The sequence below is a fragment of the Pseudomonas sp. E141 genome, from assembly GCF_052659885.1.
Genome location: NZ_CP084024.1, coordinates 401531 through 427121, shown reverse-complemented (window position 1 = coordinate 427121; position 25591 = coordinate 401531). Strand labels below are relative to the sequence as shown.

Here is a 25591-nt window from a genome sequence, read left to right as displayed (position 1 = left end):
ATCGAACTCACTTCAAGGAGCCGCCCTATGAAAGCCATCGCCTACTACCATTCGTTACCGATCACCGACCCGCAATCGCTGCAGGACATTGAACTGCCGGAACCCACCGCCGGCCCTCGGGACCTGCTGGTGGAAGTCAAAGCCATTTCGGTCAACCCGGTCGACACGAAAATTCGCCAGAACGTCCAGCCTGAAGACGGCGCAGCCAAAGTGCTGGGTTGGGACGTGGCCGGCGTGGTCAAGGCGGTGGGCAATGAGGTCACGCTGTTCAAGGCGGGCGACAAAGTGTTCTACGCCGGCTCCATTGCCCGCGCCGGCGGCAACAGTCAATTGCATGTGGTGGATGAACGTATCGTCGGCCAGATGCCCAAGACGCTCGGTTTCGCCGAAGCCGCTGCCCTGCCGCTGACGGCCATTACCGCGTGGGAATTGCTGTTCGAGCGCCTGCAAATCCAGGAAGGCCAGGAGGATCAGGGGCAAAGCCTGTTGATCGTCGGCGCTGCGGGAGGTGTCGGCTCGATACTGACGCAACTGGCCAGCCAGCTCACCGCACTGAAAGTGATTGGCAGCGCTTCCCGGCCGCAGACACAGGACTGGGTAAGAGGCCTGGGTGCCGATCTGGTCGTGGACCATAGCCATCCGCTGAGCGATGTATTAAAGCAGGCAGGCCAGGCTCAGGTGACCCATGTCGCCAGCCTGACCCACACCGATCTGCATCTGGATCAATTGGTGGAAGCCCTGGCGCCCCAAGGCAAACTGGCGCTGATCGATGATCCCAAGGCGCTGGATGTGACCAAGCTCAAGCGCAAGAGCCTGTCGTTGCATTGGGAGTTCATGTACACCCGCTCACTGTTCGAAACGGCGGACATGATTGAGCAACATAACCTGCTCAACCGCGTCGCCGCGCTAATCGATGCCGGCACATTGCAAACCACCGTGGGCGAGCACTTTGGCACCATCAACGCCGAGAACCTGCGCCGGGCCCATGCCTTGCTGGAAAGCGGAAAAGCCAAAGGCAAGATTGTGCTTGAAGGTTTCTAACCACCGATAAGGGGGCGTTTTTCGTAGAGGCAAAGCTTGCTCGCGATGAAGGTCGCGCGGTTCCCCGTCAGGCCAAGTCGTCGCTTATCGCGAGCAAGCTTTGCTCCCACAAAAAAAACCTGCACCGTCAGTCTGAGAATTGACCCTTGTCACAATTGCGATCGTATTCAGGTCTACACTCGAGGCCTTTGCAGCACAATCTTTTACGTGAGGAGGTCAGCAATGAAGATCCTGATAAAAGAAGTGGCAAAATCCCAGTGGCAAGTGCGTCTTGACCAACACGTCGTGACCTTCCGCACCGAGGCCGAGGCCCAGGCTTTCGCCACCACCCTGCAAGCGCGTATTCACGCACCTCACCGCTACCCTGAACAGCAGCAGCGAGCGGCCGGCTGAATCAGTCCTGGCCACTGGCTTGTGCCAGTGTCCGGGCCTGTTGCAGGCGGCGGGTCAGCATCGCTGCACCCACCACCAATAACCCGCAAAGGCTGATGACCATCGCCATCGGCACGGCACTGCCATCGTGCAGCGCCGCCACCAATGCGGCGGCACCGGCGGCCACCGAAAACTGCAGGCATCCCAGCATCGCCGAGGCGCTACCGGCACGAGCACCCTGTCCACTCATGGCGCAAGCCGAGGCATTGGGCAGGATGCAACCCAGGCTGGCGATGCAAATGAACAGCGGAATCAATAACGGCCACAACCGCTCAGGGTGCAAGGAACTGACCGCCAACAAACACAGCCCGGCGGCGAGATAGACCCACACCGCACGCGACAGCAGGAATGCCGGCCCACGCTTGGACAACAACCGGGCGTTGACCTGTGCCACCAGGATAAAACCCGCCGCGTTGGTTCCGAACAGCCAGCCGAAGTGTTCGGCCGGCACACCGTAGAGCTTGATGAAGACGAAAGGCGAACCGGCAATGTAGGCAAACATCCCGGCGATAGCGATGCCTCCCGTCAAGGCATGCCCGAGGTAGACCGTGTCGGTCAACAGTCGACCATATTGGCGCAACGCCCCGGACAATGGTTGACGCGGCACATGGGCCGGCAGACTTTCCGGCAGCCACAATGCCACGGCCGTCGCCGCCAGTGCGCTGAACACCGTCAGGGCAATGAAGATCGATTGCCAACCATGCAGGTTCACCAACAGCCCGCCAAGCATCGGCGCGAGGATCGGCGCCAGTCCCATCACCAGCATCAGTTGCGAGAACACCTTGGCCGAGCCCACCGCGTCGCATTTGTCGCTGACCACCGCCCGGGAAATCACCATGCCGGCGCATCCGCCCAGGGCCTGGACGAAACGGGCACCGATCAGCCATTCCAGACTCGGCGCATAGGCACAGGCCAGAGAAGCCAGGGTGAACAGACCGACGCCCGTCAGCAACGGAATCCGCCGTCCGAAGCGATCCGCCACCGGCCCATAGGCCAGTTGCCCGATGGACAATCCGAGGAAATAAGCCGCCAGGGTCAGTTGGATGTGATTTTCGTCGGTGCCGAAGGCGGTCGCCATGGCCGGGAAAGCCGGCAGATAGAAATCGATCGCCAAGGGACCGAATGCGCTCAAGGCGCCAAGAATCAGAATGGTACGGAAGTTCATCGGGCGTCCAGGTTCAGGCGTCAGTCAGCAGCCCGACAGTCTAGCCCTGCCGGGCGCTCTTGAACATTCCGATAGGTCGCTAACTATTAAAAAATCTCAGGCGAGACTGGCCTCGTACCCCTCCTCTTTAATGGCTTGGAGCACGGCATCGACCGACAACGAACTCTGGACCTGAACGGTCCTGGCGCCCAGATCGATCTGCACATCCGCCCCCGGATCCTTGGCCTGCACAGCCTGGGTGATGGCCTTGACGCAGTGACCGCAGGACATTCCCTGAACATTGAATGTTTGCATGAGATGACTCCTTGGGATTGAGGTTGCCAGCAGTTTCAAGCTTGCCATCATGGAAAGGTCAAGTTCTGACGAAAACTGCCGGGCTGGCAATCGCTGCCAAGCTCGGCCAAGCTGCACACATCAAGGATTTCACACCGGAGGTTCAGCCATGCGCTGGTCAGCGTTCAGCCTGTTTTGCATGCTCGGTTTGTCAGCGGTGAGCCCTCAGGCGTTGGCCGTCGGCGAAGACTACGGCGTGCTGATCATTTCCCGCGAGCGCCTGGAAGTGCCGACTTCCTGCGAAATCGGCATCTATATCGGCGATCAGCTCTCGGGGCGTTTGTTCCAGGAACAGAGCACCTCCTTCAACCTGCCACCCGGAAAATTCTCCTTGCGCTTGAAGCTGCTGCCAGGCCAGGCGCCGGGCTGCAGCCCGGGCATGCTTGCGCCGGGGTCGCAGGATGTGACGCTCAAGGCTGGCGACATACTGAAGTTCCGCATTGCCATGACCCAGGAAGGGATGTATCTCAAGCCGGCTGAGCTGGGTTATTGACCCCTTAGATAAAAAGTGGGAGCAAGCCCGCTCCCACAAGGTGTGTGTGCAAGCGTTTGGATTAGCGCTTGACCTTCCCGGCGTGGCAAGGTTGATCCTGTAGTCATTCACTACAGGGAGCCTGTCCGATGTCTGAATCCACCCTTTTCGATCTGCCGATTGCCGGGATGACCTGTGCCAGCTGCGCCGGGCGGGTCGAGCGCGCCTTGAGCAACGTCACAGGGGCCAGCGCCGTCAGCGTGAACCTGGCGACCGAACAGGCGCGGATCCAGGCGCCCGAGGGCAGCCTGCCAGCCTTGATGCAGGCCGTCGAACAGGCCGGCTACAGTGTCCCCGTCCAGACGCTGGAACTGTCCATCGAGGGAATGACCTGTGCCTCATGCGTCGGCCGGGTCGAGCGCGCCCTGAGCAAAGTCGCCGGGGTGAACCGTGTCAGCGTCAACCTCGCCAACGAACGGGCCCACCTGGACTTGCTCGGCCGGGTCGACCCGCAAACCCTGATCGATGCGGTCAAGGGCGCCGGTTATGACGCCAGTGTCTGGCAGGCCGAGCAACCCCATGACGCACAAAGCAATCGCCTGAATCGCGAGCGCCTGGCCTTGGTGCTGGCGATTTTGCTGTCCGTACCGTTAGTGCTGCCCATGCTTTTGCAACCGTTTGGCGTGCATTGGATGCTGCCGGCCTGGGTTCAATTCGCTTTGGCGACGCCGGTGCAGTTCATTTTCGGTGCGCGTTTCTATATCGCGGCCTACAAGGCCGTGCGTGCCGGGGCCGGGAACATGGATCTGCTGGTGGCCCTGGGCACCAGCGCGGGTTATGGCTTGAGCATTTATGAATGGGCCATTGCCCGCCCTGGCAGCATGCCGCACCTGTATTTCGAGGCCTCGGCCGTGGTGATTGCCCTGGTATTGCTCGGCAAATACCTGGAAAGCCGCGCCAAGCGCCAAACCGCCAGTGCTATCCGTGCCCTCGAAGCCTTGCGACCGGAGCGGGCGATTCAGGTCATTGACGGGCAGGAGCGGGACGTCGCCATCAGCGCCCTGCGCTTGAATGATCGGGTGCTGGTCAAGCCCGGCGAACGCTTCCCGGTGGACGGCGAAGTGCTGGAAGGCCAGAGTCACGCTGACGAAGCCTTGATCAGTGGCGAAAGCCTGCCGGTGCCCAAACAGCCCGGCGACAAGGTGACGGGCGGTGCCATCAACGGCGAAGGCCGCCTGCTGGTGCGCACCCTGGCCCTGGGCACGGAAACCGTCCTGGCGCGCATCATCCGCCTGGTGGAAGACGCCCAGGCAGCCAAGGCCCCCATTCAAAAGCTGGTGGATAAAGTCAGCCAGGTCTTCGTGCCGGTCGTGCTGGTGCTGGCATTGGCGACGTTGATCGGCTGGTGGTTGTATGGCGCCCCCCTGGAGACGGCACTGATCAACGCTGTCGCCGTGCTGGTGATCGCCTGCCCGTGCGCCCTCGGTCTGGCGACACCCACGGCAATCATGGCCGGCACCGGGGTGGCTGCCCGCCATGGAATCCTGATCAAGGATGCCGAGGCCTTGGAGCGCGCCCATGAAGTCGACACCGTGGTGTTCGACAAGACCGGAACCTTGACTTCCGGCACACCACGCATCGCCCACTTGAGCGCTCTGGACGGTGACGAAGACAAGCTGCTGCAAATGGCCGGCGCCCTGCAACGCGGCAGCGAACACCCCCTCGCCAAGGCGGTGCTGGATGCGTGTGCGGAGCGCGGCCTGGTTGTCCCGGACATCAACGACAGCCAGTCGCTGACCGGACGCGGTATTGCCGGCAGCCTGGACGGACAGCGTCTGGCCCTCGGTAACCGACGTTTGCTGGACGAACTGGGCCTGGCCCCCGGTTCGCTGAGCGAGTCGGCCCAGGCCTGGGAGACCGAGGGCCGAACCCTGTCCTGGCTGATTGAGCAAAACGCCACGCCACGGGTGCTGGGCCTGTTCGCTTTCGGCGACACACTCAAGCCCGGCGCCCTGGCGGCCGTACACGCCCTGAATGAACGCCATATCGGCAGCCACCTGCTGACTGGCGACAACCGCGGCAGTGCCCGGGTGGTGGCCGAGGCATTGGGCATCGCCAACGTTCATGCCGAAGTACTGCCGGCCGACAAGTCCGCCATCGTCCAACAGTTGAAGACCCATGCGGTGGTGGCCATGGTAGGCGACGGCATCAACGACGCCCCGGCCCTCGCCGCCGCAGACATTGGCATTGCCATGGGCGGCGGCACAGACGTGGCAATGCACGCCGCCGGTATTACCCTCATGCGCGGTGATCCACGGCTAGTGCCCGCGGCGCTGGAGATCAGCCGCAAGACCTACGCCAAGATCCGTCAGAACCTGTTCTGGGCATTCGTCTACAACTTGATCGGTATTCCCCTGGCGGCATTCGGCTTCCTCAACCCGGTGTTGGCCGGCGCGGCCATGGCCTTGTCGAGCGTCAGCGTGGTGAGCAACGCGTTACTGTTGAAACTCTGGACACCCAAACACCTGGAGGACAAGCGATGAACATCGGCCAAGCGGCCCGCCAGAGCGGCCTGAGTGCGAAGATGATCCGGTACTACGAATCCATTGGCCTGCTCAAGGCAGCTCATCGCACCGACAGCGGCTACCGGATCTACGGTGCCGATGACCTGCACACCCTGGCCTTTATCAAGCGCTCCCGGGACCTTGGGTTTTCATTGGAAGAGGTCGGCAAATTGCTGACCCTCTGGCAGGACCGCCAACGCGCCAGCGCCGACGTCAAGGCCCTGGCCCGGCAACACATCGACGAACTGAACCAGAAAATCCGCGAACTGGCCGAACTGCGCGACACCCTCCAGGACCTGGTGGAACACTGCCACGGCGACCACCGCCCGGACTGCCCGATTCTCAAGGAACTGGCGTCGGGGTGTTGCGAGAAGACAGTGCATGCTTGAGCGAAGGTGAGAGTGAGCCTGCTCGCGATGACGTCGGCACATACTACATCCATGCAGACTGATACACCGCTATCGCGAGCAGGCTCGCTCCCACAGGGGATTGGTTCCGAACGCAGGATCCATATACCCCCGAGAACCAATGTGGGAGCGAGCCTGCTCGCGATGACGCCGGCACATCCTACATCCATGCAAGCTGATCCACCGCTATCGCGAGCAAGCTCGCTCCCACAGGGGATTTGTGCAAGACGCAGGATCCATATACCCCCGAGAACCAATGTGGGAGCGAGCCTGCTCGCGATGACGCCGGCACATCCTACATCCATGCAAGCTGATACACCGCTATCGCGAGCAGGCTCGCTCCCATAGGGGATTTGTGCAGGACGCAGGATCCATATACCCCCGAGAACCAATGTGGGAGCGAGCCTGCTCGCGATGACGCCAGCACATCCTACATCCATGCAAGCTGATACACCGCTATCGCGAGCAGGCTCGCTCCCACAGGGGATTTGTGCAGGACGCAGGATCCATATACCCCCGAGAACCAATGTGAGAGCGAGCCTGCTCGCGATGACGCCGGCACATCCTACATCCATGCAAGCTGATCCACCGCTATCGCGAGCAAGCTCGCTCCCACAGGGGATTTGTGCAGGACGCAGGATCCATATACCCCCGAGAACCAATGTGGGAGCGAGCCTGCTCGCGATGACGCCGGCATATCCTGCATCCATGCAAGCTGATACACCGCTATCGCGAGCAAGCTCGCTCCCACAGGGGATTTGTGCAGGACGCAGGATCCATATACCCCCGAGAACCAATGTGGGAGCGAGCCTGCTCGCGATGACGCCGGCACATCCTACATCCATGCAAGCTGATACACCGCTATCGCGAGCAGGCTCGCTCCCACAGGGGATTTGTGCAGGACGCAGGATCCATATACCCCCGAGAACCAATGTGGGAGCGAGCCTGCTCGCGATGACGCCGGCACATCCTACATCCATGCAAGCTGATACACCGCTATCGCGAGCAAGCTCGCTCCCACAGGGGATTTGTGCAGGACGCAGGATCCATGCACACCCGAGAACCAAGGTGGGAGTTGGTGGCGGCCTCACAAAAACACTGTGGGATTTTTTGGGCGGCCACAAAAAACCCGGCCTGGGCCGGGTTTCTGGTCAAGCGCTCACTGCATCCAGGGCGGAGGCGGTTCTTCGGTTTTGCCGGGTGGAGCGTCGTCAGCGGCGCGGACGGCCTGGCGGCGTTCCTCGTCCAGACGGGCAGCCTCGATTTCACGCATGATCCCGCCGACATCCGCCAGTTCTTCCGGCTCATCGAACTCGCCGGTCAGCACGCTGGCCGGGTGCAAGGTGCCGGCCTCATACAACGCCCACATTTCCTTCGCGTACCGGGTGCGCTTGAGCTCCGGGGCAAACCGGCCGAAGTAGGACGCCATGTTGCCCACATCCCGCTCCAGCATGCTGAAGGCGTGATTGTTGCCAGCGGCGTCCACCGCCTGCGGCAGATCGATGATCACCGGGCCCGTCGGCGTAAGCAGCACGTTGAACTCCGACAGGTCACCGTGCACCAGACCGGTACACAGCATCAACACGATCTGGGAGATCAGGAACGCGTGATACTCACGGGCCTGATCCGGCTCCAGTACCACATCGTTCAGACGCGGTGCCGCATCGCCGTATTCGTCTGCCACCAGTTCCATCAGCAGCACGCCTTCGAGGAAGTCGTACGGCTTGGGCACTCGCACGCCCGCGCCGGCCAACCGGAACAGCGCCGCCACTTCGGCATTCTGCCAGGCGTCTTCAGTTTCCTTGCGCCCGAACTTGGAGCCCTTGGCCATGGCCCGGGCCTGGCGGCTGTTACGCACCTTACGGCCTTCCTGGTATTCGGCCGCCTGACGAAAACTTCGCTTGTTCGCCTCCTTGTAGACTTTGGCGCAACGTAACTCGTTGCCGCAGCGCACCACATAAACAGCTGCTTCTTTACCACTCATGAGTGGGCGCAGCACCTCGTCGACCAGACCGTCCTCGATCAGGGGTTCAATGCGTTTTGGAGTCTTCATCAGCTTTTATTGTGGGTCCTTTATTACCGAACACGCGAATGACAGTCGTTATACGGCAATCCTCCCTCCACGGGGAGGGGTTGCCGACTTATGAACCCTTCGATGCACACAATGTGCCGGATTAATCGACCGAGCCGAATCATAGCCGAGACAGCGCATAGCGTTGGCAACTGAATGCAAAGGCATTTGCGACAAGAGCTGACAGCCATGCCCAGTGCAGCTGATTCAATGTTTAAACAACTCCCCCGGGGTCAATCCAAACATCCCCTTGAACGCCACTATGAAAGCGGACGTGGAATCGTAGCCACAGGACAACGCCGCGCCGGTCACGCTATCGCCTTTTTCCAACGACCCCAAGGACGACAACAACCGAGTGCGCTGGCGCCAGGCGCGAAAGCTCAGGCCGGTTTCGCGCTGGAACAGACGCATCAGGGTTTTTTCCGATGTGCCCAGGCGCTCGGCCCACACTTGCAAAGTCACGTTCTGGTCGGGCTGTTCGATCAGCTCGTTGCACAACGCCAGCAGACGCGCATGCCGGGGAAGTGGCAGGCAAAAGCCAACCTCCGGCAGTGTTGCCAACTGGTCCAGCAACACTTGCACCAGTCGCGCTTGCTGGGTATCGCCCTGAGCGTAATCGGCCGGCAACTGACAAAAAGCCTTGATCAGCTCCCGCGCCAGCGGCGTGACCTCCAGCACTCGGCAGCGTTCATCGGCCCACGGACAGGCTTCGCGACGGACATAAAGGCTGCGCATTTCTGCCCGGGTGGAGGTCACCACATGATGCTCCAGGTCGGCAGGAATCCAGATGGCCCATTGTGGCGGGGCGAAAAAACTGCCTTCGGCGGTGTGCACACCCAGCACGCCACTGATGGCGTAGGAAAACTGCACCCAATCATGACGATGGGCCTGGGTCCACGAACCGGCGCTCAAGCTTTCGACACGGGCATAAAGCGGCCTGGGCAATTCCGTCAGGTCGGGAATGCGTCTTTCGAGTTGTTGGTGTCCGTTAGTCGGCATGGATTGGCCTTATGTCGCAAGACGGCTGCAAGTGCCGACGTTAGGCTAAGTCGACTTTTCTTACAACTTGCGGTGCCGTATGCACATTTTCAGACACCTCAAACGCCTGGTAACCGACTGGTTCCTGTGCGGCATGCTGCTTGCCACGTTGCTGGCGTATCTGTTTCCCAGCTTTGGCGCCACGGGTGGCTCCATGCATGCCGAGTGGGTGGTCAATATCGGCATCTTTGTCGTGTTCTTCCTGCACGGGATAAACCTGTCCGGCGAGCAGATCCGCCACGGTCTGAGAAACACCCGACTGCACTTGATGGTGCAGCTCTTTACCTTCGGCGTGTTTCCGTTGATCTGGCTGGTCAGCGATTGGCTTCTGGGCCGCCATGTGCCGTCACTGCTGATGCTGGGGTTCTTCTACCTGTGCGTCCTGCCCTCGACCATTTCATCCTCGGTGGCCCTGACCGGCAGCGCCGGCGGTAACGTACCGGCGGCGATTCTCAACGCGAGCCTGTCCAGCGTGCTGGGGATTTTCCTGACGCCACTGCTGGTCAGTTTCGTGGTCGGCAGCGGCGCCGGGGGTATCGATCTGGGTGCGACTTTGCTCGACCTTTGCCTGATGTTGCTGCTGCCGCTGGTGCTCGGACAGTTACTGCGCCGCTGGCTGGCCGGTTTTTTCGGGCGGTACAAACGCTACACCAGCATCATCGACAAACTGGTGATCCTGCTGCTGGTCTACGCGGCGTTCTGCAATTCGATGGTGTCCGGGATCTGGCAACAACAAGGCAACACTGTGCTGCTCAGTGCATTGCTTGGCAGTGCCGTGTTGCTGGCAATCATTTTGTGGATGACCACCCGTACCGCCCGGGTCCTGCGGTTCAGCAACGCCGATGAGATTGCCGCGGTGTTCTGCGCCAGCAAGAAATCCCTGGCGGCCGGGGTGCCGATGGCCGCGTTGATTTTCGGCAACAACCCCGGCCTGGGGCTGATCCTGTTGCCGATCATGATCTATCACCCGTTGCAGCTGATCGTCTGTTCGATCCTGGCCGAACGCTACGCCAACCGCCAACGGGAACTCATTCATCAACAACGCGAGGCGTCCCTCAACGCTCAATGATTGCCGTCACACCCTGGCCACCGGCCGCGCAGATGGAAATCAGACCGCGGCCCCGCCCCGCCGCGTCCAGCAACTTGGCGAGGTTGGCGACGATTCTTCCACCCGTGGCGGCAAACGGGTGGCCGGCGGCCAGGGAGCTGCCTTTCACGTTCAGCCGGCTGCGGTCTATGCTGCCCAACGGAGCGTCGAGGCCCAGTCGCGTCTTGCAATAATCCGGGTCTTCCCAGGCTTTGAGTGTGCATAACACTTGAGCGGCAAATGCCTCGTGGATCTCGTAGTAATCAAAGTCCTGTAACGTCAGGCCGTTGCGCGCCAGTAACCGAGGCACGGCGTAGGCCGGCGCCATCAACAACCCTTCTGCTCCGTTGACGAAATCCACCGCTGCCGTTTCGCCGTCGCGCACATACGCCAGGATCGGCAACCCCCGGGACTTGGCCCACTCTTCGCTGCCCAGCAACACCAGTGACGCGCCATCGGTCAATGGTGTGGAGTTGCCCGCCGTCATCGTGCCCTTGGCGCTTTTTTCGAAGGCCGGCTGGAGGGCGGTGAGTTTTTCCAGGGTCAGGTCCGGACGCAGGTTGTTGTCCCGTGTCAGGCCGAGAAACGGCGTCATCAAATCGTTCTGCCAGCCTTCGGCGTAGGACGCGGCCATTTTCTGATGACTTTCCAGGGCCAATTGGTCCTGCTCCTCCCTGGGAATCTGCCAGGTCTGAGCCATCAGTTCGCAGTGCTGGCCCATGGACAGGCCGGTTCGTGGCTCGCCATTGCGCGGCAGTTCGGGAACGAGGTGCTGGGGACGCAGTTGCAGGAAGGTCTTGATTTTCTCAGCGGTGGTTTTGGCGCGATTGGCTTGCAGCAGGATTCTGCGCAGCCCTTCGTTGACGCCAATCGGCGCATCCGAGGTGGTGTCTACGCCGCCGGCAATGGCACTGTCGATCTGCCCGAGGGCGATCTTGTTGGCCGTCAACAGCACAGTCTCCAACCCCGTGCCGCAAGCCTGTTGCAGATCGTAGGCCGGGGTGGTGGGCGATAGCCGCGAGCCGAGCACGCATTCGCGGGTCAGGTTCAGATCCCGGGAAAGCTTGAGCACCGCACCGGCGGCCACCTCACCGATGTGCAGGCCATGCAGGTTATAGCGCTCGATCAGCCCCTCGAGCGCGGCGGTCAGCATCGCCTGGTTGCTGGCGGTGGCATAGGCCCCGTTGGAGCGGGCGAAGGGGATGCGGTTACCACCAATGATCGCGACGCGGCGTAGCTGTGTCATGAAGAACTCCCTGTGTATGTCCGGATGCGCCAATGGGCCTGCGGAAACCCGGCTCCCGCACAAGCTTAGGCTTTATCTGGCCAATCGAACGACTGATTGCCAATCATGGTCCACACTTTGAACCTCATCAGCCGGAGTGTGTTCCATGTCAGACCGTTATATCGACTTCGCCAATTCGCCCCTGGGCCTGCGTCTGGTCGGTGCGCTGGGCCTGCCATCGCCGGCCCGCCTGGAGCGCTGGCAGGCCGGGCGGCTGCGGCCGATCGAAGGTGCGTTGCTGTTGGGCGGCGGGCCGTTGACCGAACAGATCGGCGCATTTGCCAAGCGCCTGACCGATGCGATCTTCATCTACGGGGGCGAACCGACACTGGCCACCGAATGGATCCCCGGTCACGGTCCGAAAATCAAGGCGGTGGTGTACGACGCCAGTCATCTGGCGCAGGCCGACCAGCTCAAGCAACTGCGCGAGTTCTTCCAACCCCTGATGAAGAACCTCGACCACAGCGCCCATGTCGTCATCCTCGGCCGCGCTCCGGAAGGTCTCGCCGATCCGTTTGCCGCCAGCACGCAGCGGGCCTTGGAGGGCTTCAGCCGTTCCCTGGCCAAAGAGTTGCGCCACGGCGGGACGCTGCAATTGCTGTATGTGGGTGACGGCGCCGAGGCCCAACTGGAAGGTGCGCTGCGGTTTTTCCTGTCGCCCAAGAGCGCCTACGTTTCCGGGCAGGTCATTCGCCTTGATGCCTGCCAGGCCCAGGTCCAGGACTGGACGCGTCCGCTCACCGGCCTCAAGGCTCTGGTCACCGGCGCGGCCCGCGGGATCGGCGCCTCCATTGCCGAAACCCTGTCCCGCGATGGCGCCGACGTGATCCTGCTGGACGTCCCGCAGGCCAAGGCCGATCTCGAAGCCCTGGCTGCGCGCCTTAGCGGGCGCAGCGTGACGCTGGACATTTGTGCTGAAGACGCCGCTACACAGTTGACTGAACACCTGCCCGACGGCATCGACATCGTGGTGCACAACGCTGGCATCACCCGGGACAAGACGCTCGCCAACATGACCCCGGAATTCTGGGACGCGGTGCTGGCGGTCAACCTCAACGCGCCGCAGGTGCTGACCAAGGCCCTGCTCGACAGTGGCACTCTGCGGGACAATGGCCGAGTGATTCTGCTGGCGTCCATCAGCGGCATCGCCGGCAATCGCGGCCAGACCAATTACGCGGCGAGCAAGGCCGGGTTGATCGGTCTGGCCCAGGCCTGGGCGCCGGTCCTGCAACCTCGGGGGATCAGCATCAACGCCGTAGCCCCGGGTTTCATTGAAACCCGCATGACCGCCGACATCCCTTTCGCCCTGCGCGAAGCCGGGCGGCGCATGAGTTCCCTGGGCCAGGGCGGCCTGCCACAGGACGTCGCCGAAGCCGTGGCCTGGCTCGCCCAGCCGGGGACGGGCGCCGTTACCGGCCAAACGCTGCGGGTGTGCGGGCAAAGCCTCCTGGGAGCATGACCATGACGATCCAATGGCATGAAGTAAACGCCGCGCCCGGTATGTCCTCGCTGTACGTGAAAGCCGCGACACGGCGCAAGGTCACTGGAAAAACCTTGCCCCAGGACGGACTGCGCCAAGTGATACAGGTCGATCCGCAACGCCTGGCGGCCTATCGCAAAGTCTGCGGTTTTGCCGAAAACGGACTGCTGCCGCCGACCTACCCCCACGTACTGGCGTTTGCCCTGCAGATGCAATTGCTCACCGCCCGGGACTTTCCGTTCCCGTTGCTGGGGCTGATCCACTTGAGCAATCGCATCCGCCTACTGCGGCCCATGGGCGGGGTCAGCCAAGTGCAGGCTCGCGTCAACGTGCAGAATCTGCAAGCTCACCCCAAGGGCGCGGTGTTCGACCTTGTGACTCGCATCGATGATCAATTGGGGCCGTTGTGGGAGGCTGAGAGCCAGATGCTTTGCAAGGGCGTCCAGCTTGACGGCGCGTTGGTGGAAGAGCCGCTGCAAGAGATCCAGGCATTGACTGAAGTGGCGCACTGGACCGCGCCGGCTGACATTGGCCGGCAATATGCCAAGGTGTCCGGCGATTACAACCCGATCCACCTGAGCGGCCTCAGCGCACGGCTGTTCGGCTTCCCCACCGCCATCGCCCACGGCCTGTGGAACAAGGCCAGGACCCTGGCGGCGCTGGACGAACACTTGCCCGATGCCAACGTCGAGATCGATGTCACCTTCAAGAAGCCGGTGCGCCTGCCCAGCGAAGTGACACTGCTGGCGAGTGCCGCGGGGTCCAGTGGGGACTTGCGATTGATCGGTTCGGGGGACTTGGAGCATATGGTGGGGAGCTGGCGGCCGGCTGGCTGAGGACCGGCATCTTTGTTGAATGTGCGATGGCTATCGCGAGCAGGCTCGCTCCCACATGGGTTCTCGGGCGTTCATGGGGCCTGCGTTCGAAACAAATCCCCTGTGGGAGCGAGCCTGCTCGCGATAGCGGTGGGTCAGCTTGCATCGATGTTGAATGGGCCGCCGTCATCGCGAGCAGGCTCGCTCCCACATGGGTTCTCGGGTGTTCATGGGGTCTGCGTTCGGCACAAATCCCTGTGGGAGCGAGCCTGCTCGCGATAGCGGTGGGTCAGTTGGCTTCGATGCTGAATCCGTCTACCGCGGTGGATAGTTCGCCAGGATCCGCGCAACCGTCTCACGCACCGCGGTACTGCGATCCGTCGGATTGGGCGAGTTGCTGAGCATTCGCTCATCACTGCCACGCCACACCAGCTTGCCGTCCTTGCCATCGAGCAGGTCAATCTGCACCGTGGCGACCTTGTAGCTGATGTTGCGGGTTTCGTTGTACATCGGCCCGCCCCAATAGCCATTCCAAGGGCTGCCCCAACCACCGCCGTAGTTGGTCGTAATCTGTTGCTGGCGATCCTCGACGATCAGGTAGGCCTGGACCATCACATCCCCTCGCCCGCCAGCCTGGGCCGGGCGCAGACCGCGCTGGTCGAGTTGATCGGCAACCGCCTGGCGGATCCGCTGTTCGGTCAGGTCGCTCTTGATGCGCGGATCATCGGGACGATATTGCAGCGCCGGCTCTTTCCAGCTCCAACTGCGGTAAGCCGAGAAATCCCGGCTGGTGTCAAAGTCGTGGTTGACCGGGGTACCCGCACAGGCGCCGAGCAACAGGGTAAAAGCCAGTAGAGCGATACGGCGAAACATGGTTTTTCTCCGTTGCGTAATCAACTTGGAGGATAAGCCGACAGGGCTTTTTCCACCGCTTCGCGAATGGCATCGGTGCGCGCGCTCTGACTGCCGCGCTGGCTGGTCTCGGCGCTGGCGCTCCACACCGGCTGACCATTACGGGCATCGAACAGGTCCACTCGCACCACCACGACCTGCTCCCGATAAGTGCGCACCACCGGCACCGAGTGATACATGCCATAGCCGGGGCCGTAGCGGTCGTAACGGTTATAGCCGCCGTAGTAACCGGAATCATAGTCGTCCCGAACTTGACGCACGCGCGTTTCCAGGCGCAGGTCGGCACTGACGAACAGGTCGGCCGGGCGGTTGTCATGCAATGGACGCAGGCCGCGTTGATCCAGGGCGTTGCTCACCGCTTCAGCCACCTGGGCCGAGTCCGCCCAAGCGGTGCCCGGTGGCAGTCGCCCGTTGAGCCAGGCCCAACTGCGATAGCGCCCGTAGTCACGGGGTGGCGCGGGGTAAGCGCTGCGGTCAAACACCGTGGCGGCCTGCGGCGGCGCCGGTGGCAGCGGGTTAGACGTGGCGACATACGGGTTGCTGCCCTGGCAGGCAGCCAGTCCCAGGCACAACACCAACAACCCTGAACGACCTTTCATTTCGCGCTCCGATTGCTCTTTCAGATCAGAGGGGACGGCAGACCCAGTGCAGATAACGCCCCAACCCGGCAAACGCCGGATGGCGGCGGTGAGCCAGCTCCATCTCCAGCAACTGCGCCAGCTCCACGCGGCCCTGGAACTCCACCGGCATGTAGTCATGGAAAACCCGCACGCCACTTTGAGTTTCGACCTGCCACACGCCTTCAAGTTGCGCCGCCAATTCCCGCGGATCAAGGGGTTGTTGCGGGGTCAGGCTCTGTTTTTCACCGGCCATGTCATTTTTGCGCAACTTGCGAAAATGCCCCTTGAGCAGGTTGCGATAAACCAGCGCGTCGCGGTTGTAGAACGCCAGGGACAACCAGCCGCCCGGAACCGTGAGTTGATGCAGCACCGGCAGGATCGCATGGGGTTCGGCCAGCCATTCCAGCACCGCGTGGCACAGCACCAGGTCGTAAGGCTCAGTGAGCTGGTCGGGCAGCGCCTGCCACGGTGCCTGAATGAACGTTGCGCTCTGACCGGCATCGGCGAACCGCTGACGGGCACCTTCGAGCATGGGCTCGGCTGGCTCGGCCAGGGTCACTTGATGGCCGCGCTCGGCCAGCCACAACGACATGTGACCCAAGCCGGCGCCTATGTCCAACACACGCAACGGACGCTCAGGCAAGGCTTCAAGCAGATCGGCCTGCAGCACCGCCAGGCGGATCGCACCTTTGGCCCCACCGTAGATTTTTTCAGCAAAGCGCGTGGCGAGCTGATCGAAATGGCGATCGCTCATTGGCCGAACCGCCGCTCGCTGTCGGCCAGCTTGCTGCGCACCACAGCCTCCATATCCAACCCCAGCTCGCTGCACAGCAGCAACAAGTACAACACAATGTCACCGACTTCCTGCCCAGCGTGGGCCAGCTTGTCCGCCGGCAACTGGCGCGACTGGTCCTCGGTCAGCCACTGGAAAATCTCCACCAGTTCGGCCATTTCCACACTGGCGGCCATGGCGAGGTTTTTCGGGCTGTGAAATTGCCGCCAATCGTTATGGTCACGAATGGCATGCAGGCGTTCGGTCAGTTCAACAAGGTTCATCGGGGTCTCCTGAATGCGCATAGCTTCGGGGGGATGACGAGGGAAGGCAAGCGTCTCAGTACGAAGCGGCGTTTTGCCCCATAATCGAACGATCTTGGCCTTCAGCCGCTCTTACAACCAGAAGCCCAAGGCTCGATTCCGATCTCTCTCATCAGGATGTACACATGCAGGTAGAAAGCTTTTTCGAATGGCTCGGCCAGGCGCTCGGTTCGGTGATCCGGTTTATCGTCGACCTGCTCAGCGGCCTGTTCAACACCCTGGCCAATGCTGGCGGCAACTTTGTCGATGGCCTGTCGCGCACACTGGGCATGGACACCTCGATCATCAGCATCATTGCGCTGATCCTCGGGCTGATGCTGCTGTACTCGGCAATCCGCGCCTTCATGCGGGCATCGATCATCCTGGGCATTATCTGGTTGGTGCTGGGGTTGTGGTTGTTGAGCTGGATCATTCACTAGGGCCGAGAGCACTGTGTGGGAGCAAAGCTTGCTCGCGATACAGGCGCCTCGGCGCCCTGAAAGACCGCGTCATCTTCATCGCGGGCAAGCCTTGCTCCCACAGAGTTTTTTGAGATCGAACGCGGAGCGTCCCTAGAGGCATTCCCACGCGGAGCATGAGAACGATCATGCGAGAACCCGCTACAATCGCGCTCCGCCAAGGAGCTCGCATGTCCAACCTGATCACCGACTGGCGCGACCGTCTTACCCACCGCCGGGTATGGGCGCTGGCCGCGCCGATGATTCTCTCGAACATTTCCGTGCCGCTGGTGGCGCTGGTGGACAGCACCGTCATCGGCCACTTGCCCCATGCCCATCAGTTAGGCGCGGTGGCGGTCGGGGCGAGTTTGTATACGGTGCTGGCCTGGGCCATGGGTTTCTTGCGCATGGGCACCACCGGGTTCGCCGCCCAGGCAGCCGGGCGTGGGGATGGAGCGGCGTTGAGGCAGGTGCTGCTGCAAGGTCTGCTGCTGGCGATGGGGTTGGCGCTGGTGCTGGGAGCGGTCGGCGTGCCGTTGAGTGGCGTGGCGTTGCATTTCATGCAGCCATCCGCCGAGCTTGAGCAGTTGACCCGGGACTTTTTCCACACCCGGCTGTTTGGCTTGCCAGCGGCGCTGGCCAGTTATGCGCTGGTGGGCTGGTTTCTCGGTGCTCAGAATGCCCGGGCGCCGTTGGCGATCCTGCTGGTGACCAACCTGGTGAACATCGCCCTGAACCTGTGGTTCGTGATCGGCCTGGACTGGGGCGTGACCGGTTCGGCCCGGGCGTCGGTGATTGCCGAGTGGACCGGCGCCCTGGTCGGTCTGATCCTGGCGCGCAACACGCTGCGGGTCTGGCCGGGGCAGATCGCCTGGGCGGCCCTGGGGGTGTGGCAAAGCTGGCGTCCGTTGCTGGCGGTGAACCGGGACATTTTCATTCGCAGCCTGGCGCTGCAAGCGGTGTTCTTCCTGATCACGGTGCAAGGCGCGCGTCTGGGGGATGCGACCGTGGCAGCCAACGCGCTGCTGCTCAATGGTCTGCTGCTGACAGCCCACGCCCTGGACGGTCTGGCCCATGCCGTCGAAGCGCTGTGCGGTCACGCCATCGGCGCCCGCGACCGCCTGGCCCTGCGCCGCTCGCTGGTGGTGGCCTGCGGATGGTCATTGATTGCCAGCGTGGGGTTTGCCTTACTGTTTCTGCTCGCCGGCCACCTGTTCATCGATATGCAGACCGATATTCCGGACGTGCGCGACACCGCTTACCGCTACCTGCCTTACCTGGCAGCGCTGCCGTTGATTGCGGTCTGGAGTTATTTGCTCGATGGCCTGTTCATCGGCGCCACTCGTGCCAGGGAAATGCGCAACGGCATGCTGTTGACCCTGTTGCTGGTGTCGCCGTTTGCCTGGGTACTGCAAGCGCTGGGCAACCACGGGCTGTGGATCACTTTCCTGCTGTTCATGGCTTTGCGCAGCCTGACCCTGGGTGCTTTCGCCTGGCGCATGCAACAGCGCGATAGCTGGTTCGGTGCCGGCGCCCATTGACCTTTTCAACCTTGATTGTCCTGCCACAGCCGCCGCAGGTGATCCAGGCGTTCGCGCTGCGAACCGCCTTTGAGCCCCGGCACGGGTCGGGCATTGGGGTACTGCAGGCGCAGCCATAACCAGTCGTCGAGTACCGGTCGTTCGGTGAACCCCAGGGTCAGCCCTTGCTGCAAGTCCTCCCAGAGCAGGCGGAAATCCCGTCCGGTAGAACAAGACCACTGCCAGACGTGGCGTTCCAGCAGACATCGCTGCAACTGACTTTGCTGCCAGTCGCTGAGACTGTGTTCGTTTTCCAGTGCCGGTACTGCCAGGCCCGGATTGCAGAGTTGCTGCCAGCCCTGGCTGCCGATGGTCCTGTCACCCCAGGTCCCGCCGAACCAGCGCACCAGGCTGATCGGCCCCAGCCAGCAACTGAGTTCCCGAGGATCGCAACCGTCGAAGAAATAACTGGCCGTGTGAGGGTTGTAATAGTTCAGCAAGGCCTTGTGATGCAGGCCTAACGTCACCGTCAACATGCGCCGCAGATGCGCCAGTAACTGCGCCTCTGACGCTCCGCTGACCAACAACAGCCCCGGCCAGGCGCCGGCATCCAGGTGACACAGGCTGGCCAGTGCCGGCGATTGCTGCAAATCCACCAGCAACGGACCATGCTCCCTCAGCCCGTGCAATTCGGTGCCTTCGAACAAGGCAAAGCGCCGGATCTCGGCGAACTGCTCCTGCAAACGCTGCGCGGTGTCCGGCGCACCGGGTACGTCGAGCAGCAGCCATTGCGGCGCTGATGCAGACATGGCGGCAGCATTCATGGAGCAGCGCCCGCGCCGAGCTGCGTGAGCATGCGGCAGGTGCACAACGGCTGGCTACAGGGGTTGAAGCTGCCGCCCCCGGGCAACAGACACAACAACACCAACGGCTCGGCACTCTGGATCGCCGCCAACAGAAGCGGGTCGATGCCAGAGGCCTCATGGACTGGTCGGGATGTTTCGCTCAGGAGTGACTCATCCCCTTCTTCCCGAGATGCCGGCGCGTCGAGCAATGCACTGATCAATGGACGGTCCGGGTCGCCCTCGATAAAACTCACCAGCACCTCGGTGCCCTTGCCAATGGCGTGCCCCCAAGCGGCCACTTCAGGGGCCAACGGCAGCCAGCAATGACTGGGACTGGCTCCCTCCCCCTGATAGACCCAGTCGAACTGCACCGCCACTCGCCCCGTCACCTGCATCTGCGGCTCATCGACCGTGACCACCCAGCCGCGCTGCCGACTCAGCATGCGAGGTTTTGCCGCAACCCCGGTCGCCACGAACGGCCATCCCGCAGGAATGGCGCGAAAATGGTTGCCATATACGCCGGCCTGCGCGCGATGCTCGACTTTCGTCAACAGCCAGGGCTGGTTCCAGCCTTCGACAGGGTGCCCTGCCAGCGACAGCGTCCGGCCGCAATGCAGCCCCATCAGATCGCTGCGGCCCAAGGCTACCTGCTCCCCCGAAACATCGCTTTGTACACGCCAGTTGCGCACCGCCGGAGCCGTTCCCTCGAGCCTGTAAAGCGTCTCGCCATCGGGCAGGGAATCGTCCGTGCTGTCAGCAAAAACCAGGCAATGCCCATCCCGAGCCTGCTCGAAATGGAAGTAAATGCCCGCCTCGGCGCACACGCGTTGGAGAAATTGCAGATCTGACTCCCGATATTGGGTACAGAAATCGCGCAGCGGATAATCACCACTCAAAGCCAGGCACACCTGGCGTCCGGCAATGCCGTGGGCCTTGAGCACCTGGCGAATGATTTGCGGCACTGAGCGGGCACTGAACACCCGTTGGCTGAATCGTTGCGCCAGGCACGTCAGCTTCGGCCCGATGCGCACCCGGCAACCAGCGCCCTGACGATGCTGGACAAGCTCGTGAATCTGCCCATGGATGCCCCGCCCTCCAGCGTCGAAACTCAACCAGACGCTGCGGTAGAGCAACCCGGCAAGGTCCAGGGGCGTATCGCCGATCAACAGCTCCACATCAAAGACAAAGGGTTCGCTGATGGCTTCGCTGCCCGTGAAGGCCACGACAACAAAGGATTCGGGCAGACCGGCTATCTCCAGACGAAATGACGGCTCGCTGGCTGGATCGGACATCGGCGTTTCTCTACAGGAGGGGCGGCTGAGGATTCTCGCTGAGAGCCATGGCCGAGTAGAGAGCCCAAGTACAAGTTAGGAAAGGGACTACACGAAATAAGGACACCACCGGTTAAATGCACCAGTGTTCGGAAATAACAGCGGCACAAATAAAAACGCCCTCCGGGACTATCCGAAAAAACCCGCAGCACACGGTGTATTTTCTGACAGTCCCGGAGGGCGTTCAGGCCGCCATCAGGAAGACAGGTAGGACGACCGCGTCAACCCCAGGCGCAGGGCATCCAGGAACTGGGTGCGTTCGGCGGCGCTGATACGGGCGCTGGCGCATTTGTCGCGGTAGTGGGTCATCAACTCCTCCGGCGACAGGTGCACGTAGCGCAGCATGTCTTCGATGGTGTCGTGGGTTTCGATACCGGCGTGGTACACGCTGCCGTCGGCATTCTGGTAGATGTTCACCGAGTCGGTGTCACCGAACAGGTTGTGCATGTCGCCAAGGATTTCCTGGTAGGCACCCACCAGGAAGATGCCCAACAGGTAATCTTCGCCCGGATTGAGGGAATGCACCGGCAGGCTGGTTTCGATGCTCTGCTCGTCGACGTACTGCTTGATCTTGCCGTCGGAGTCGCAGGTCAGGTCTTGCAGCACGGCGCGGCGCAACGGCTCTTCATCGAGGCGATGCAGCGGCAGGATCGGCAGCACCTGACCGATGGCCCAGGTGTCCGGCAGGCTCTGGAACACCGAGAAGTTGCAGATGTACTTGTCGGCGAGCTTGTCGTTGAGTTCATCCAGCACCTGGCGATGGGAACGCTGGCGGGCCTTCAACGAGTTATGCAGGCGACGGCACACGGCGAAGTAGCACTGCTCGGCCAGGGCTTTTTCCGCCAGGGTCAGCTTGCCGTCGGCGTACTGGGCGGCCACGTCACTCATGTAGTGGGTGGCGCGCCAGTAGGTCTCGGTGACCATCTCGATATCGGTCGGGCCCAGCAGGTCAACCAGCCACTGCACGGTCTCCGGCAGGCTTTCCTTGTTTTCGATCACCGGCACGTCGTCGTGGTGTTTCTCGACGTCGGTCACCTGCACCACCAGCATCGCGTGGTGGGCGGTCAGGGAGCGACCACTTTCCGAGAAAATGTGCGGATGCGGCAGGCTCTGGGCATCGCAGAACTCCTTGAGCATGCCAACCACGACACCAGCGTAATCGTCCATGTCGTAGTTGATCGAACTGGCATTGCGCGAGTGCGTACCGTCGTAGTCCACGCCCAGGCCACCGCCAACATCGATGTGATCCACCGGCAGGCCGAGGTTGCGCAGCTCACCGTAGTAGCGGATCGCTTCCTTGAAGCCATGTTGGTAATCCGCCAGGTTGGCGATCTGCGAGCCCATGTGGAAATGCAGCAGGCGGATGCCCTGATCCAGGCCAGCGGCGCGGAAGCGCTCGACCACCGACAGCAGTTGCGCGGCAGACAAGCCGAACTTGGACTTTTCGCCACCGGTATCGGCCCACTTGCTCGACGCCAGGGACGACAGGCGTACCCGCAGGCCGACCTGTGGCTTGACCTTGAGCGACGCGGCTTCTTCGATCACCAGGCCGACTTCGGATTCTTTCTCGATCACGATGAAGACGTTATGGCCCAGTTTCTGGCCCATCAGCGCCAGGCGAATGAACTCGCGGTCCTTGTAACCGTTGCAGACGATAGTCCCGCCCTTGGGCGCCAGGGCCAGCACCGCCAGCAGCTCGGGCTTGGAGCCGGCCTCAAGACCGATGGAAACGTTCTGGGTGGCGATGATGTTTTCGATCACCGCTTCCTGCTGGTTGACCTTGATCGGATAGAGCGCGGTGTACTGGCTCTGGTATTCCAGGCGCGCGATGTTGCTGTCGAACGCTCCGGTGAGCTGGCGCACGCGGTCTTGCAGGATGTCGGGGAAGCGCACCAGCAAGGGCAGCGACAGGCCGCTCTGGCGCAACTGGTCGACTTGCTCGAACAGGTCGATGGGCGAACTGCCTGGACCGTTCGGACGGACTTCGACGCGACCGGCGTCATTGATCGCGAAATACCCGGCCCCCCAATGGCGGATCCCGTAAACACTGCGGCTGTCCGCAACTGTCCATTGGCTGCCATCGTCTTTGCGTGTGCGTCGTACGGACATCGAAGTCCCCTATAAAGAAGTCAAAATGCACCATCCGGTAGGAGGCTGGAGCAGTCTAGAGAATGGAAATGACGATTTGCCTGTAAGCAAGGTAGACCCTGCTCACAGCGCTGAGTTTAGAAACCCGTTCAGAACAGGCTCTGTGAAAACCATGTGGGCGACTTCGAACCGTGCTTCGTAGAAAGGGTTCGAATCAAGCCGAGGGTGGTTTTCACAGAGGCTGCTAGCCGCCGGACTTTTTCGCCTTGAAGCCGTGTCGGGTCAGTTCCGCCAGCAGCAGCTCGACGTGATCGCCCTGGATCTCGATGATGCCGTCTTTCAAAGCACCACCGGTGCCACAGCGTTTCTTCAACGTGGTGGCCAGTTCCTTGAGCGCGTCCTCGGCCAGCGGCACGCCAGTGATCGTGGTCACCGTCTTGCCGCCGCGACCTTTGCTTTCACGGCGCACGCGAGCGATACCGTCACCTTCCGGGATGGTGGTCTGTTTGCAGATGCAGGCATCCACCGGCTGGCGGCAATCAGGGCAATGACGACCGGCGTCGGTAGAAAATACCAGGCCGCCCAAGGCGGCGAAGGATGCGGCTTTTTTGGCCACCGGCAATCCTCTTGGGAGGACAAAGACTGGCCGGGCAAAAGTAAGTGCCCCGACCGCGAAGCCCCACTCAGGCAGGGGCAGCGCTACTGGATCGCAGACAGCGATTCAGCTTGAAAAGTCGCGCAGTGTAACGGCAAAAAGCTAACTTGCTAAGGGCCAATCGGCGCCAATTTAGCGCTTCTTTGCGACATCATCGCCATGGGCTCGCAAATAGCGCTCCAGTGCCGCCAGAGAGTCCGGGCAGTAAGGCTTGTGCTGGATTTCATCGAGCACCTGGTCGACCGCCAGGAAACGCGCCTCGAGTACCTCTTCAGGTTGCAGAATCAGCGGCCCGTCCCACACGGCCGAGAACGCCGAGCACCACAGGCGACTGCCGCTGTCTTCGAAATAAAAATGGTCATGGGCCGTCAGTTCGACGCCGCTCACGCCCAACTCTTCCGCCAGCTCTCGAGCCGCCGACTCGGCGTAGGTCTCGTTGGCCTGCACCATCCCGCCGGCCGCCACGTCCCAGAAACCCGGATAGATCGCCTTGCTCAGGGTCCGCCGATGAACGCACAACTCACCGGCCGAGTTGAACAGCATGATGTAGGTGCCGCGTCCGATCAGACCGCGCTCACGCAGGTCCGCACGCACCAGGCTGCCAAGCAGGTTGTCGTTTTTATCGACCCAAGCGATGAGCTCGGCATCCGAGGCCACTCGATGAGCGACCTCCCGCGGACTTTCTTCCATCTGTCAGCCCTGGTTCAGCAGTTGCCGCAAGTCGATCACCGCCGCGTTGGCGCGGGAAATGTAGTTGGCCATCACCAGCGAATGGTTCGCCAATACACCGAAGCCGCTGCCATTGAGGATCATCGGGCTCCAGACCGGCTCCTGGGAGGCTTCGAGTTCACGAATGATCTGCCGCACGCTGACCGTGGCGTTTTTCTTTGCCAGCACATCGGCGAAATCCACTTCGATTGCGCGCAGCAAATGCGACAGCGCCCAGGCCTGGCCGCGAGCTTCGTAGAACACGTTGTCGATTTGCATCCACGGGGTTTCGACCACCTCCTCGTCCACTTGCGGTACCTGGCCCGGGGCCGTGACTTCGGTTTTCAGCGAGGTGTTGAGCTTGACCCGGCCCACGCTGGCCGACAGGCGCTGGGACAGCGAACCCAGACGAGTGCCGACATCGCCCAGCCAATTATTCAGGTTATCGGCGCGGGCATAGAACAGCGCGCTTTTCTGGTTCGGATCGGACAGGCGCGCCTGATAGCGGCTCAGCAGAGTGATGCCTTCCTGGTACTCCGACTCACTGGAGGGCAGCACCCAGCTGCGGTTATCGAAGTTGAAGCGCGGCTCGGCCTTGGCCAGGTCGGCGTCCTCGGCGGACTGGGACTGGGATCGGGCGAAGTCCTTGCGCAGAGCGCGGCTCAGGTCGCGTACCTGCACCAGCACGCCATATTCCCAGCTCGGCATGTTGTCCATCCACAGGCCCGGCGGGAACCGGTCGTTGGAAATGTAGCCACCTGGCTTGGTCAGCAGCGTTTCGGCCACGGTCTTGAGGGTCTCGACGGTGGTGTAGCCGATCACCATTTGCCGGCCTTCCTTCTCCGCGGCCGCCTGGGCGTTCTGCTGCACGGGGAACAGGGCGGGCTCCTGGCTCCAGTACCAGCCGACGGCAATGGTCACCAGCAAGTACAGGCCGACCAGGGTGGCCAGTGCCCGGCTGAAAAAAAGCCCACCCAGGTAGCTGCGGGTGGCCGATTTCGGCTCGGCGGCACGTTCAGGCGCGCTGCCCGCGCGGTTTTTCCAGTCCAGCATGGCGATGTCCCTTCAATCACTTGAGTTCACGGTTCGACCACAACCCTACGCCATCGTGCCTGATTTGAAACGCGATAATGCGGCGCAAATCATGCCGACCACGACAGGGCAATCGAACGGCCACTATAAAGGAAGCG

25 protein-coding genes are annotated in these 25591 nt (G+C 61.9%); 10 read left to right on the top strand and 15 right to left on the bottom strand.

Annotated features, from left to right (window positions below):
• Positions 1-27: 27 nt before the first annotated feature.
• Both GKKCFE_RS01800 and GKKCFE_RS01795 read left to right on the top strand, forming a co-directional pair.
• Entirely contained in the window at positions 28-1041 is a 1014-nt protein-coding gene (locus tag GKKCFE_RS01800) for a zinc-binding alcohol dehydrogenase family protein (protein ID WP_047227417.1), read from the top strand.
• A 222-nt stretch (positions 1042-1263) separates the two neighbouring features.
• Positions 1264-1434 carry a hypothetical protein gene (locus GKKCFE_RS01795; RefSeq protein WP_171061426.1) on the top strand — a complete coding sequence of 57 codons (171 nt, stop codon included), beginning with the start codon at positions 1264-1266 and terminating at the stop codon, positions 1432-1434.
• 1 nt (position 1435) lies between these two features.
• On the opposite strand, the gene GKKCFE_RS01790 is transcribed toward GKKCFE_RS01795, so the two are convergent.
• Both GKKCFE_RS01790 and GKKCFE_RS01785 read right to left on the bottom strand, forming a co-directional pair.
• Complete coding sequence (locus tag GKKCFE_RS01790; RefSeq protein ID WP_445577420.1) at positions 1436-2638, bottom strand: multidrug effflux MFS transporter; 1203 nt, start codon at positions 2636-2638, stop codon at positions 1436-1438.
• Between the two features lie 96 nt (positions 2639-2734).
• Positions 2735-2932 (bottom strand): heavy-metal-associated domain-containing protein, encoded by a 198-nt coding sequence (locus GKKCFE_RS01785; protein ID WP_417695863.1) that lies wholly within the window; start codon positions 2930-2932, stop codon positions 2735-2737.
• A gap of 148 nt (positions 2933-3080) precedes the next feature.
• Here GKKCFE_RS01785 and GKKCFE_RS01780 point away from each other — a divergent pair, with 148 nt between their 5' ends.
• The 3 genes from GKKCFE_RS01780 to cueR all read left to right on the top strand — a co-directional run bounded on the left by GKKCFE_RS01780 (position 3081) and on the right by cueR (position 6396).
• Positions 3081-3464 carry a hypothetical protein gene (locus tag GKKCFE_RS01780; RefSeq protein ID WP_047227414.1) on the top strand — a complete coding sequence of 128 codons (384 nt, stop codon included), beginning with the start codon at positions 3081-3083 and terminating at the stop codon, positions 3462-3464.
• A gap of 128 nt (positions 3465-3592) precedes the next feature.
• Positions 3593-5986 (top strand): heavy metal translocating P-type ATPase, encoded by a 2394-nt coding sequence (locus GKKCFE_RS01775; RefSeq protein WP_107321490.1) that lies wholly within the window; start codon positions 3593-3595, stop codon positions 5984-5986.
• Entirely contained in the window at positions 5983-6396 is a 414-nt protein-coding gene (cueR, locus tag GKKCFE_RS01770; protein ID WP_047227412.1) for a Cu(I)-responsive transcriptional regulator, read from the top strand. The genes GKKCFE_RS01775 and cueR overlap by 4 nt, the downstream gene beginning before the upstream one ends.
• 1177 nt (positions 6397-7573) lie before the next feature.
• Here cueR and GKKCFE_RS01765 read toward each other — a convergent pair.
• Together GKKCFE_RS01765 and GKKCFE_RS01760 are read right to left on the bottom strand one after the other, a co-directional pair.
• The gene (locus GKKCFE_RS01765; protein WP_047227411.1) at positions 7574-8467 is read right to left on the bottom strand and encodes a PA4780 family RIO1-like protein kinase; all 894 of its coding nucleotides are present in this window, start codon (positions 8465-8467) and stop codon (positions 7574-7576) included.
• Between the two features lie 225 nt (positions 8468-8692).
• Positions 8693-9484 carry an AraC family transcriptional regulator gene (locus GKKCFE_RS01760; RefSeq protein WP_076382810.1) on the bottom strand — a complete coding sequence of 264 codons (792 nt, stop codon included), beginning with the start codon at positions 9482-9484 and terminating at the stop codon, positions 8693-8695.
• 79 nt (positions 9485-9563) lie between these two features.
• Between GKKCFE_RS01760 and GKKCFE_RS01755 the strand changes: the two genes are divergently transcribed.
• A complete protein-coding gene (locus GKKCFE_RS01755; protein ID WP_445577419.1) occupies positions 9564-10592 on the top strand; it encodes a bile acid:sodium symporter family protein in 1029 nt (342 codons plus the stop codon).
• On the opposite strand, the gene GKKCFE_RS01750 is transcribed toward GKKCFE_RS01755, so the two are convergent.
• Positions 10579-11856, bottom strand: a complete 1278-nt coding sequence (locus GKKCFE_RS01750; protein WP_047227408.1) for an acetyl-CoA C-acetyltransferase — start codon at positions 11854-11856, stop codon at positions 10579-10581. The two genes, GKKCFE_RS01755 and GKKCFE_RS01750, sit on opposite strands and share 14 nt — an antisense overlap.
• Positions 11857-12001: 145 nt before the next feature.
• Here GKKCFE_RS01750 and GKKCFE_RS01745 point away from each other — a divergent pair, with 145 nt between their 5' ends.
• A complete protein-coding gene (locus GKKCFE_RS01745; protein WP_076382814.1) occupies positions 12002-13354 on the top strand; it encodes a 3-oxoacyl-ACP reductase in 1353 nt (450 codons plus the stop codon).
• Between the two features lie 2 nt (positions 13355-13356).
• On the top strand, positions 13357-14211 hold the full coding sequence (locus GKKCFE_RS01740; protein WP_139048470.1) for a MaoC family dehydratase: 855 nt from the start codon (positions 13357-13359) through the stop codon (positions 14209-14211).
• Positions 14212-14505: 294 nt separating this feature from the next.
• On the opposite strand, the gene GKKCFE_RS01735 is transcribed toward GKKCFE_RS01740, so the two are convergent.
• The 4 genes from GKKCFE_RS01735 to GKKCFE_RS01720 are packed head-to-tail and all read right to left on the bottom strand — an operon-like array spanning position 14506 to position 16778.
• The gene (locus GKKCFE_RS01735; RefSeq protein ID WP_047227405.1) at positions 14506-15063 is read right to left on the bottom strand and encodes a DUF4136 domain-containing protein; all 558 of its coding nucleotides are present in this window, start codon (positions 15061-15063) and stop codon (positions 14506-14508) included.
• A gap of 20 nt (positions 15064-15083) precedes the next feature.
• Positions 15084-15701, bottom strand: coding sequence for a DUF4136 domain-containing protein (locus GKKCFE_RS01730; RefSeq protein WP_076382818.1), 618 nt, complete (start codon positions 15699-15701; stop codon positions 15084-15086).
• A 25-nt stretch (positions 15702-15726) separates the two neighbouring features.
• The gene (locus tag GKKCFE_RS01725; protein ID WP_047227403.1) at positions 15727-16476 is read right to left on the bottom strand and encodes a methyltransferase; all 750 of its coding nucleotides are present in this window, start codon (positions 16474-16476) and stop codon (positions 15727-15729) included.
• Positions 16473-16778: a MazG-like family protein gene (locus tag GKKCFE_RS01720; protein ID WP_076382820.1), complete on the bottom strand. Its 306-nt coding sequence runs from the start codon at positions 16776-16778 to the stop codon at positions 16473-16475. The genes GKKCFE_RS01725 and GKKCFE_RS01720 overlap by 4 nt, the downstream gene beginning before the upstream one ends.
• Before the next feature lie 164 nt (positions 16779-16942).
• Here GKKCFE_RS01720 and GKKCFE_RS01715 point away from each other — a divergent pair, with 164 nt between their 5' ends.
• Complete coding sequence (locus tag GKKCFE_RS01715) at positions 16943-17236, top strand: hypothetical protein (RefSeq protein WP_047227401.1); 294 nt, start codon at positions 16943-16945, stop codon at positions 17234-17236.
• Between the two features lie 209 nt (positions 17237-17445).
• On the top strand, positions 17446-18795 hold the full coding sequence (locus GKKCFE_RS01710) for an MATE family efflux transporter (RefSeq protein ID WP_281459574.1): 1350 nt from the start codon (positions 17446-17448) through the stop codon (positions 18793-18795).
• A 5-nt stretch (positions 18796-18800) separates the two neighbouring features.
• On the opposite strand, the gene GKKCFE_RS01705 is transcribed toward GKKCFE_RS01710, so the two are convergent.
• The 6 genes from GKKCFE_RS01705 to GKKCFE_RS01680 all read right to left on the bottom strand — a co-directional run bounded on the left by GKKCFE_RS01705 (position 18801) and on the right by GKKCFE_RS01680 (position 25454).
• The gene (locus GKKCFE_RS01705) at positions 18801-19598 is read right to left on the bottom strand and encodes a DUF4123 domain-containing protein (RefSeq protein ID WP_288911140.1); all 798 of its coding nucleotides are present in this window, start codon (positions 19596-19598) and stop codon (positions 18801-18803) included.
• Positions 19595-20911, bottom strand: a complete 1317-nt coding sequence (locus GKKCFE_RS01700) for a type VI secretion system Vgr family protein (protein ID WP_281459576.1) — start codon at positions 20909-20911, stop codon at positions 19595-19597. Before GKKCFE_RS01700 ends, GKKCFE_RS01705 begins: the two co-directional genes overlap by 4 nt.
• Positions 20912-21145: 234 nt before the next feature.
• Positions 21146-23059: an arginine decarboxylase gene (speA, locus tag GKKCFE_RS01695; RefSeq protein WP_047227397.1), complete on the bottom strand. Its 1914-nt coding sequence runs from the start codon at positions 23057-23059 to the stop codon at positions 21146-21148.
• 223 nt (positions 23060-23282) lie between these two features.
• Entirely contained in the window at positions 23283-23654 is a 372-nt protein-coding gene (locus tag GKKCFE_RS01690) for a translation initiation factor Sui1 (protein WP_047227396.1), read from the bottom strand.
• A gap of 171 nt (positions 23655-23825) precedes the next feature.
• Positions 23826-24383 (bottom strand): NUDIX hydrolase, encoded by a 558-nt coding sequence (locus tag GKKCFE_RS01685; protein WP_281459577.1) that lies wholly within the window; start codon positions 24381-24383, stop codon positions 23826-23828.
• Between the two features lie 3 nt (positions 24384-24386).
• Entirely contained in the window at positions 24387-25454 is a 1068-nt protein-coding gene (locus GKKCFE_RS01680; protein ID WP_047227394.1) for a DUF2333 family protein, read from the bottom strand.
• Between the last annotated feature and the right edge of the window lie 137 nt (positions 25455-25591).

Excerpts from the sequence above, each read along its gene's own strand:
- GKKCFE_RS01740 (WP_139048470.1), top strand. The coding sequence starts at position 13,357 with ATGACGATCCAATGGCATGAAGTAAACGCCGCGCCCGGTATGTCCTCG.
- GKKCFE_RS01755 (WP_445577419.1), top strand. The coding sequence starts at position 9,564 with ATGCACATTTTCAGACACCTCAAACGCCTGGTAACCGACTGGTTCCTG.
- GKKCFE_RS01725 (WP_047227403.1), bottom strand. The coding sequence starts at position 16,476 with ATGAGCGATCGCCATTTCGATCAGCTCGCCACGCGCTTTGCTGAAAAA.
- GKKCFE_RS01710 (WP_281459574.1), top strand. The coding sequence starts at position 17,446 with ATGTCCAACCTGATCACCGACTGGCGCGACCGTCTTACCCACCGCCGG.
- GKKCFE_RS01780 (WP_047227414.1), top strand. The coding sequence starts at position 3,081 with ATGCGCTGGTCAGCGTTCAGCCTGTTTTGCATGCTCGGTTTGTCAGCG.
- GKKCFE_RS01745 (WP_076382814.1), top strand. The coding sequence starts at position 12,002 with ATGTCAGACCGTTATATCGACTTCGCCAATTCGCCCCTGGGCCTGCGT.
- cueR (WP_047227412.1), top strand. The coding sequence starts at position 5,983 with ATGAACATCGGCCAAGCGGCCCGCCAGAGCGGCCTGAGTGCGAAGATG.
- speA (WP_047227397.1), bottom strand. The coding sequence starts at position 23,059 with ATGTCCGTACGACGCACACGCAAAGACGATGGCAGCCAATGGACAGTT.
- GKKCFE_RS01685 (WP_281459577.1), bottom strand. The coding sequence starts at position 24,383 with ATGGAAGAAAGTCCGCGGGAGGTCGCTCATCGAGTGGCCTCGGATGCC.
- GKKCFE_RS01700 (WP_281459576.1), bottom strand. The coding sequence starts at position 20,911 with ATGTCCGATCCAGCCAGCGAGCCGTCATTTCGTCTGGAGATAGCCGGT.
- GKKCFE_RS01765 (WP_047227411.1), bottom strand. The coding sequence starts at position 8,467 with ATGAAGACTCCAAAACGCATTGAACCCCTGATCGAGGACGGTCTGGTC.
- GKKCFE_RS01735 (WP_047227405.1), bottom strand. The coding sequence starts at position 15,063 with ATGTTTCGCCGTATCGCTCTACTGGCTTTTACCCTGTTGCTCGGCGCC.
- GKKCFE_RS01760 (WP_076382810.1), bottom strand. The coding sequence starts at position 9,484 with ATGCCGACTAACGGACACCAACAACTCGAAAGACGCATTCCCGACCTG.
- GKKCFE_RS01705 (WP_288911140.1), bottom strand. The coding sequence starts at position 19,598 with ATGAATGCTGCCGCCATGTCTGCATCAGCGCCGCAATGGCTGCTGCTC.
- GKKCFE_RS01795 (WP_171061426.1), top strand. The coding sequence starts at position 1,264 with ATGAAGATCCTGATAAAAGAAGTGGCAAAATCCCAGTGGCAAGTGCGT.
- GKKCFE_RS01800 (WP_047227417.1), top strand. The coding sequence starts at position 28 with ATGAAAGCCATCGCCTACTACCATTCGTTACCGATCACCGACCCGCAA.
- GKKCFE_RS01785 (WP_417695863.1), bottom strand. The coding sequence starts at position 2,932 with ATGCAAACATTCAATGTTCAGGGAATGTCCTGCGGTCACTGCGTCAAG.
- GKKCFE_RS01750 (WP_047227408.1), bottom strand. The coding sequence starts at position 11,856 with ATGACACAGCTACGCCGCGTCGCGATCATTGGTGGTAACCGCATCCCC.
- GKKCFE_RS01790 (WP_445577420.1), bottom strand. The coding sequence starts at position 2,638 with ATGAACTTCCGTACCATTCTGATTCTTGGCGCCTTGAGCGCATTCGGT.
- GKKCFE_RS01715 (WP_047227401.1), top strand. The coding sequence starts at position 16,943 with ATGCAGGTAGAAAGCTTTTTCGAATGGCTCGGCCAGGCGCTCGGTTCG.
- GKKCFE_RS01720 (WP_076382820.1), bottom strand. The coding sequence starts at position 16,778 with ATGAACCTTGTTGAACTGACCGAACGCCTGCATGCCATTCGTGACCAT.
- GKKCFE_RS01775 (WP_107321490.1), top strand. The coding sequence starts at position 3,593 with ATGTCTGAATCCACCCTTTTCGATCTGCCGATTGCCGGGATGACCTGT.
- GKKCFE_RS01680 (WP_047227394.1), bottom strand. The coding sequence starts at position 25,454 with ATGCTGGACTGGAAAAACCGCGCGGGCAGCGCGCCTGAACGTGCCGCC.
- GKKCFE_RS01730 (WP_076382818.1), bottom strand. The coding sequence starts at position 15,701 with ATGAAAGGTCGTTCAGGGTTGTTGGTGTTGTGCCTGGGACTGGCTGCC.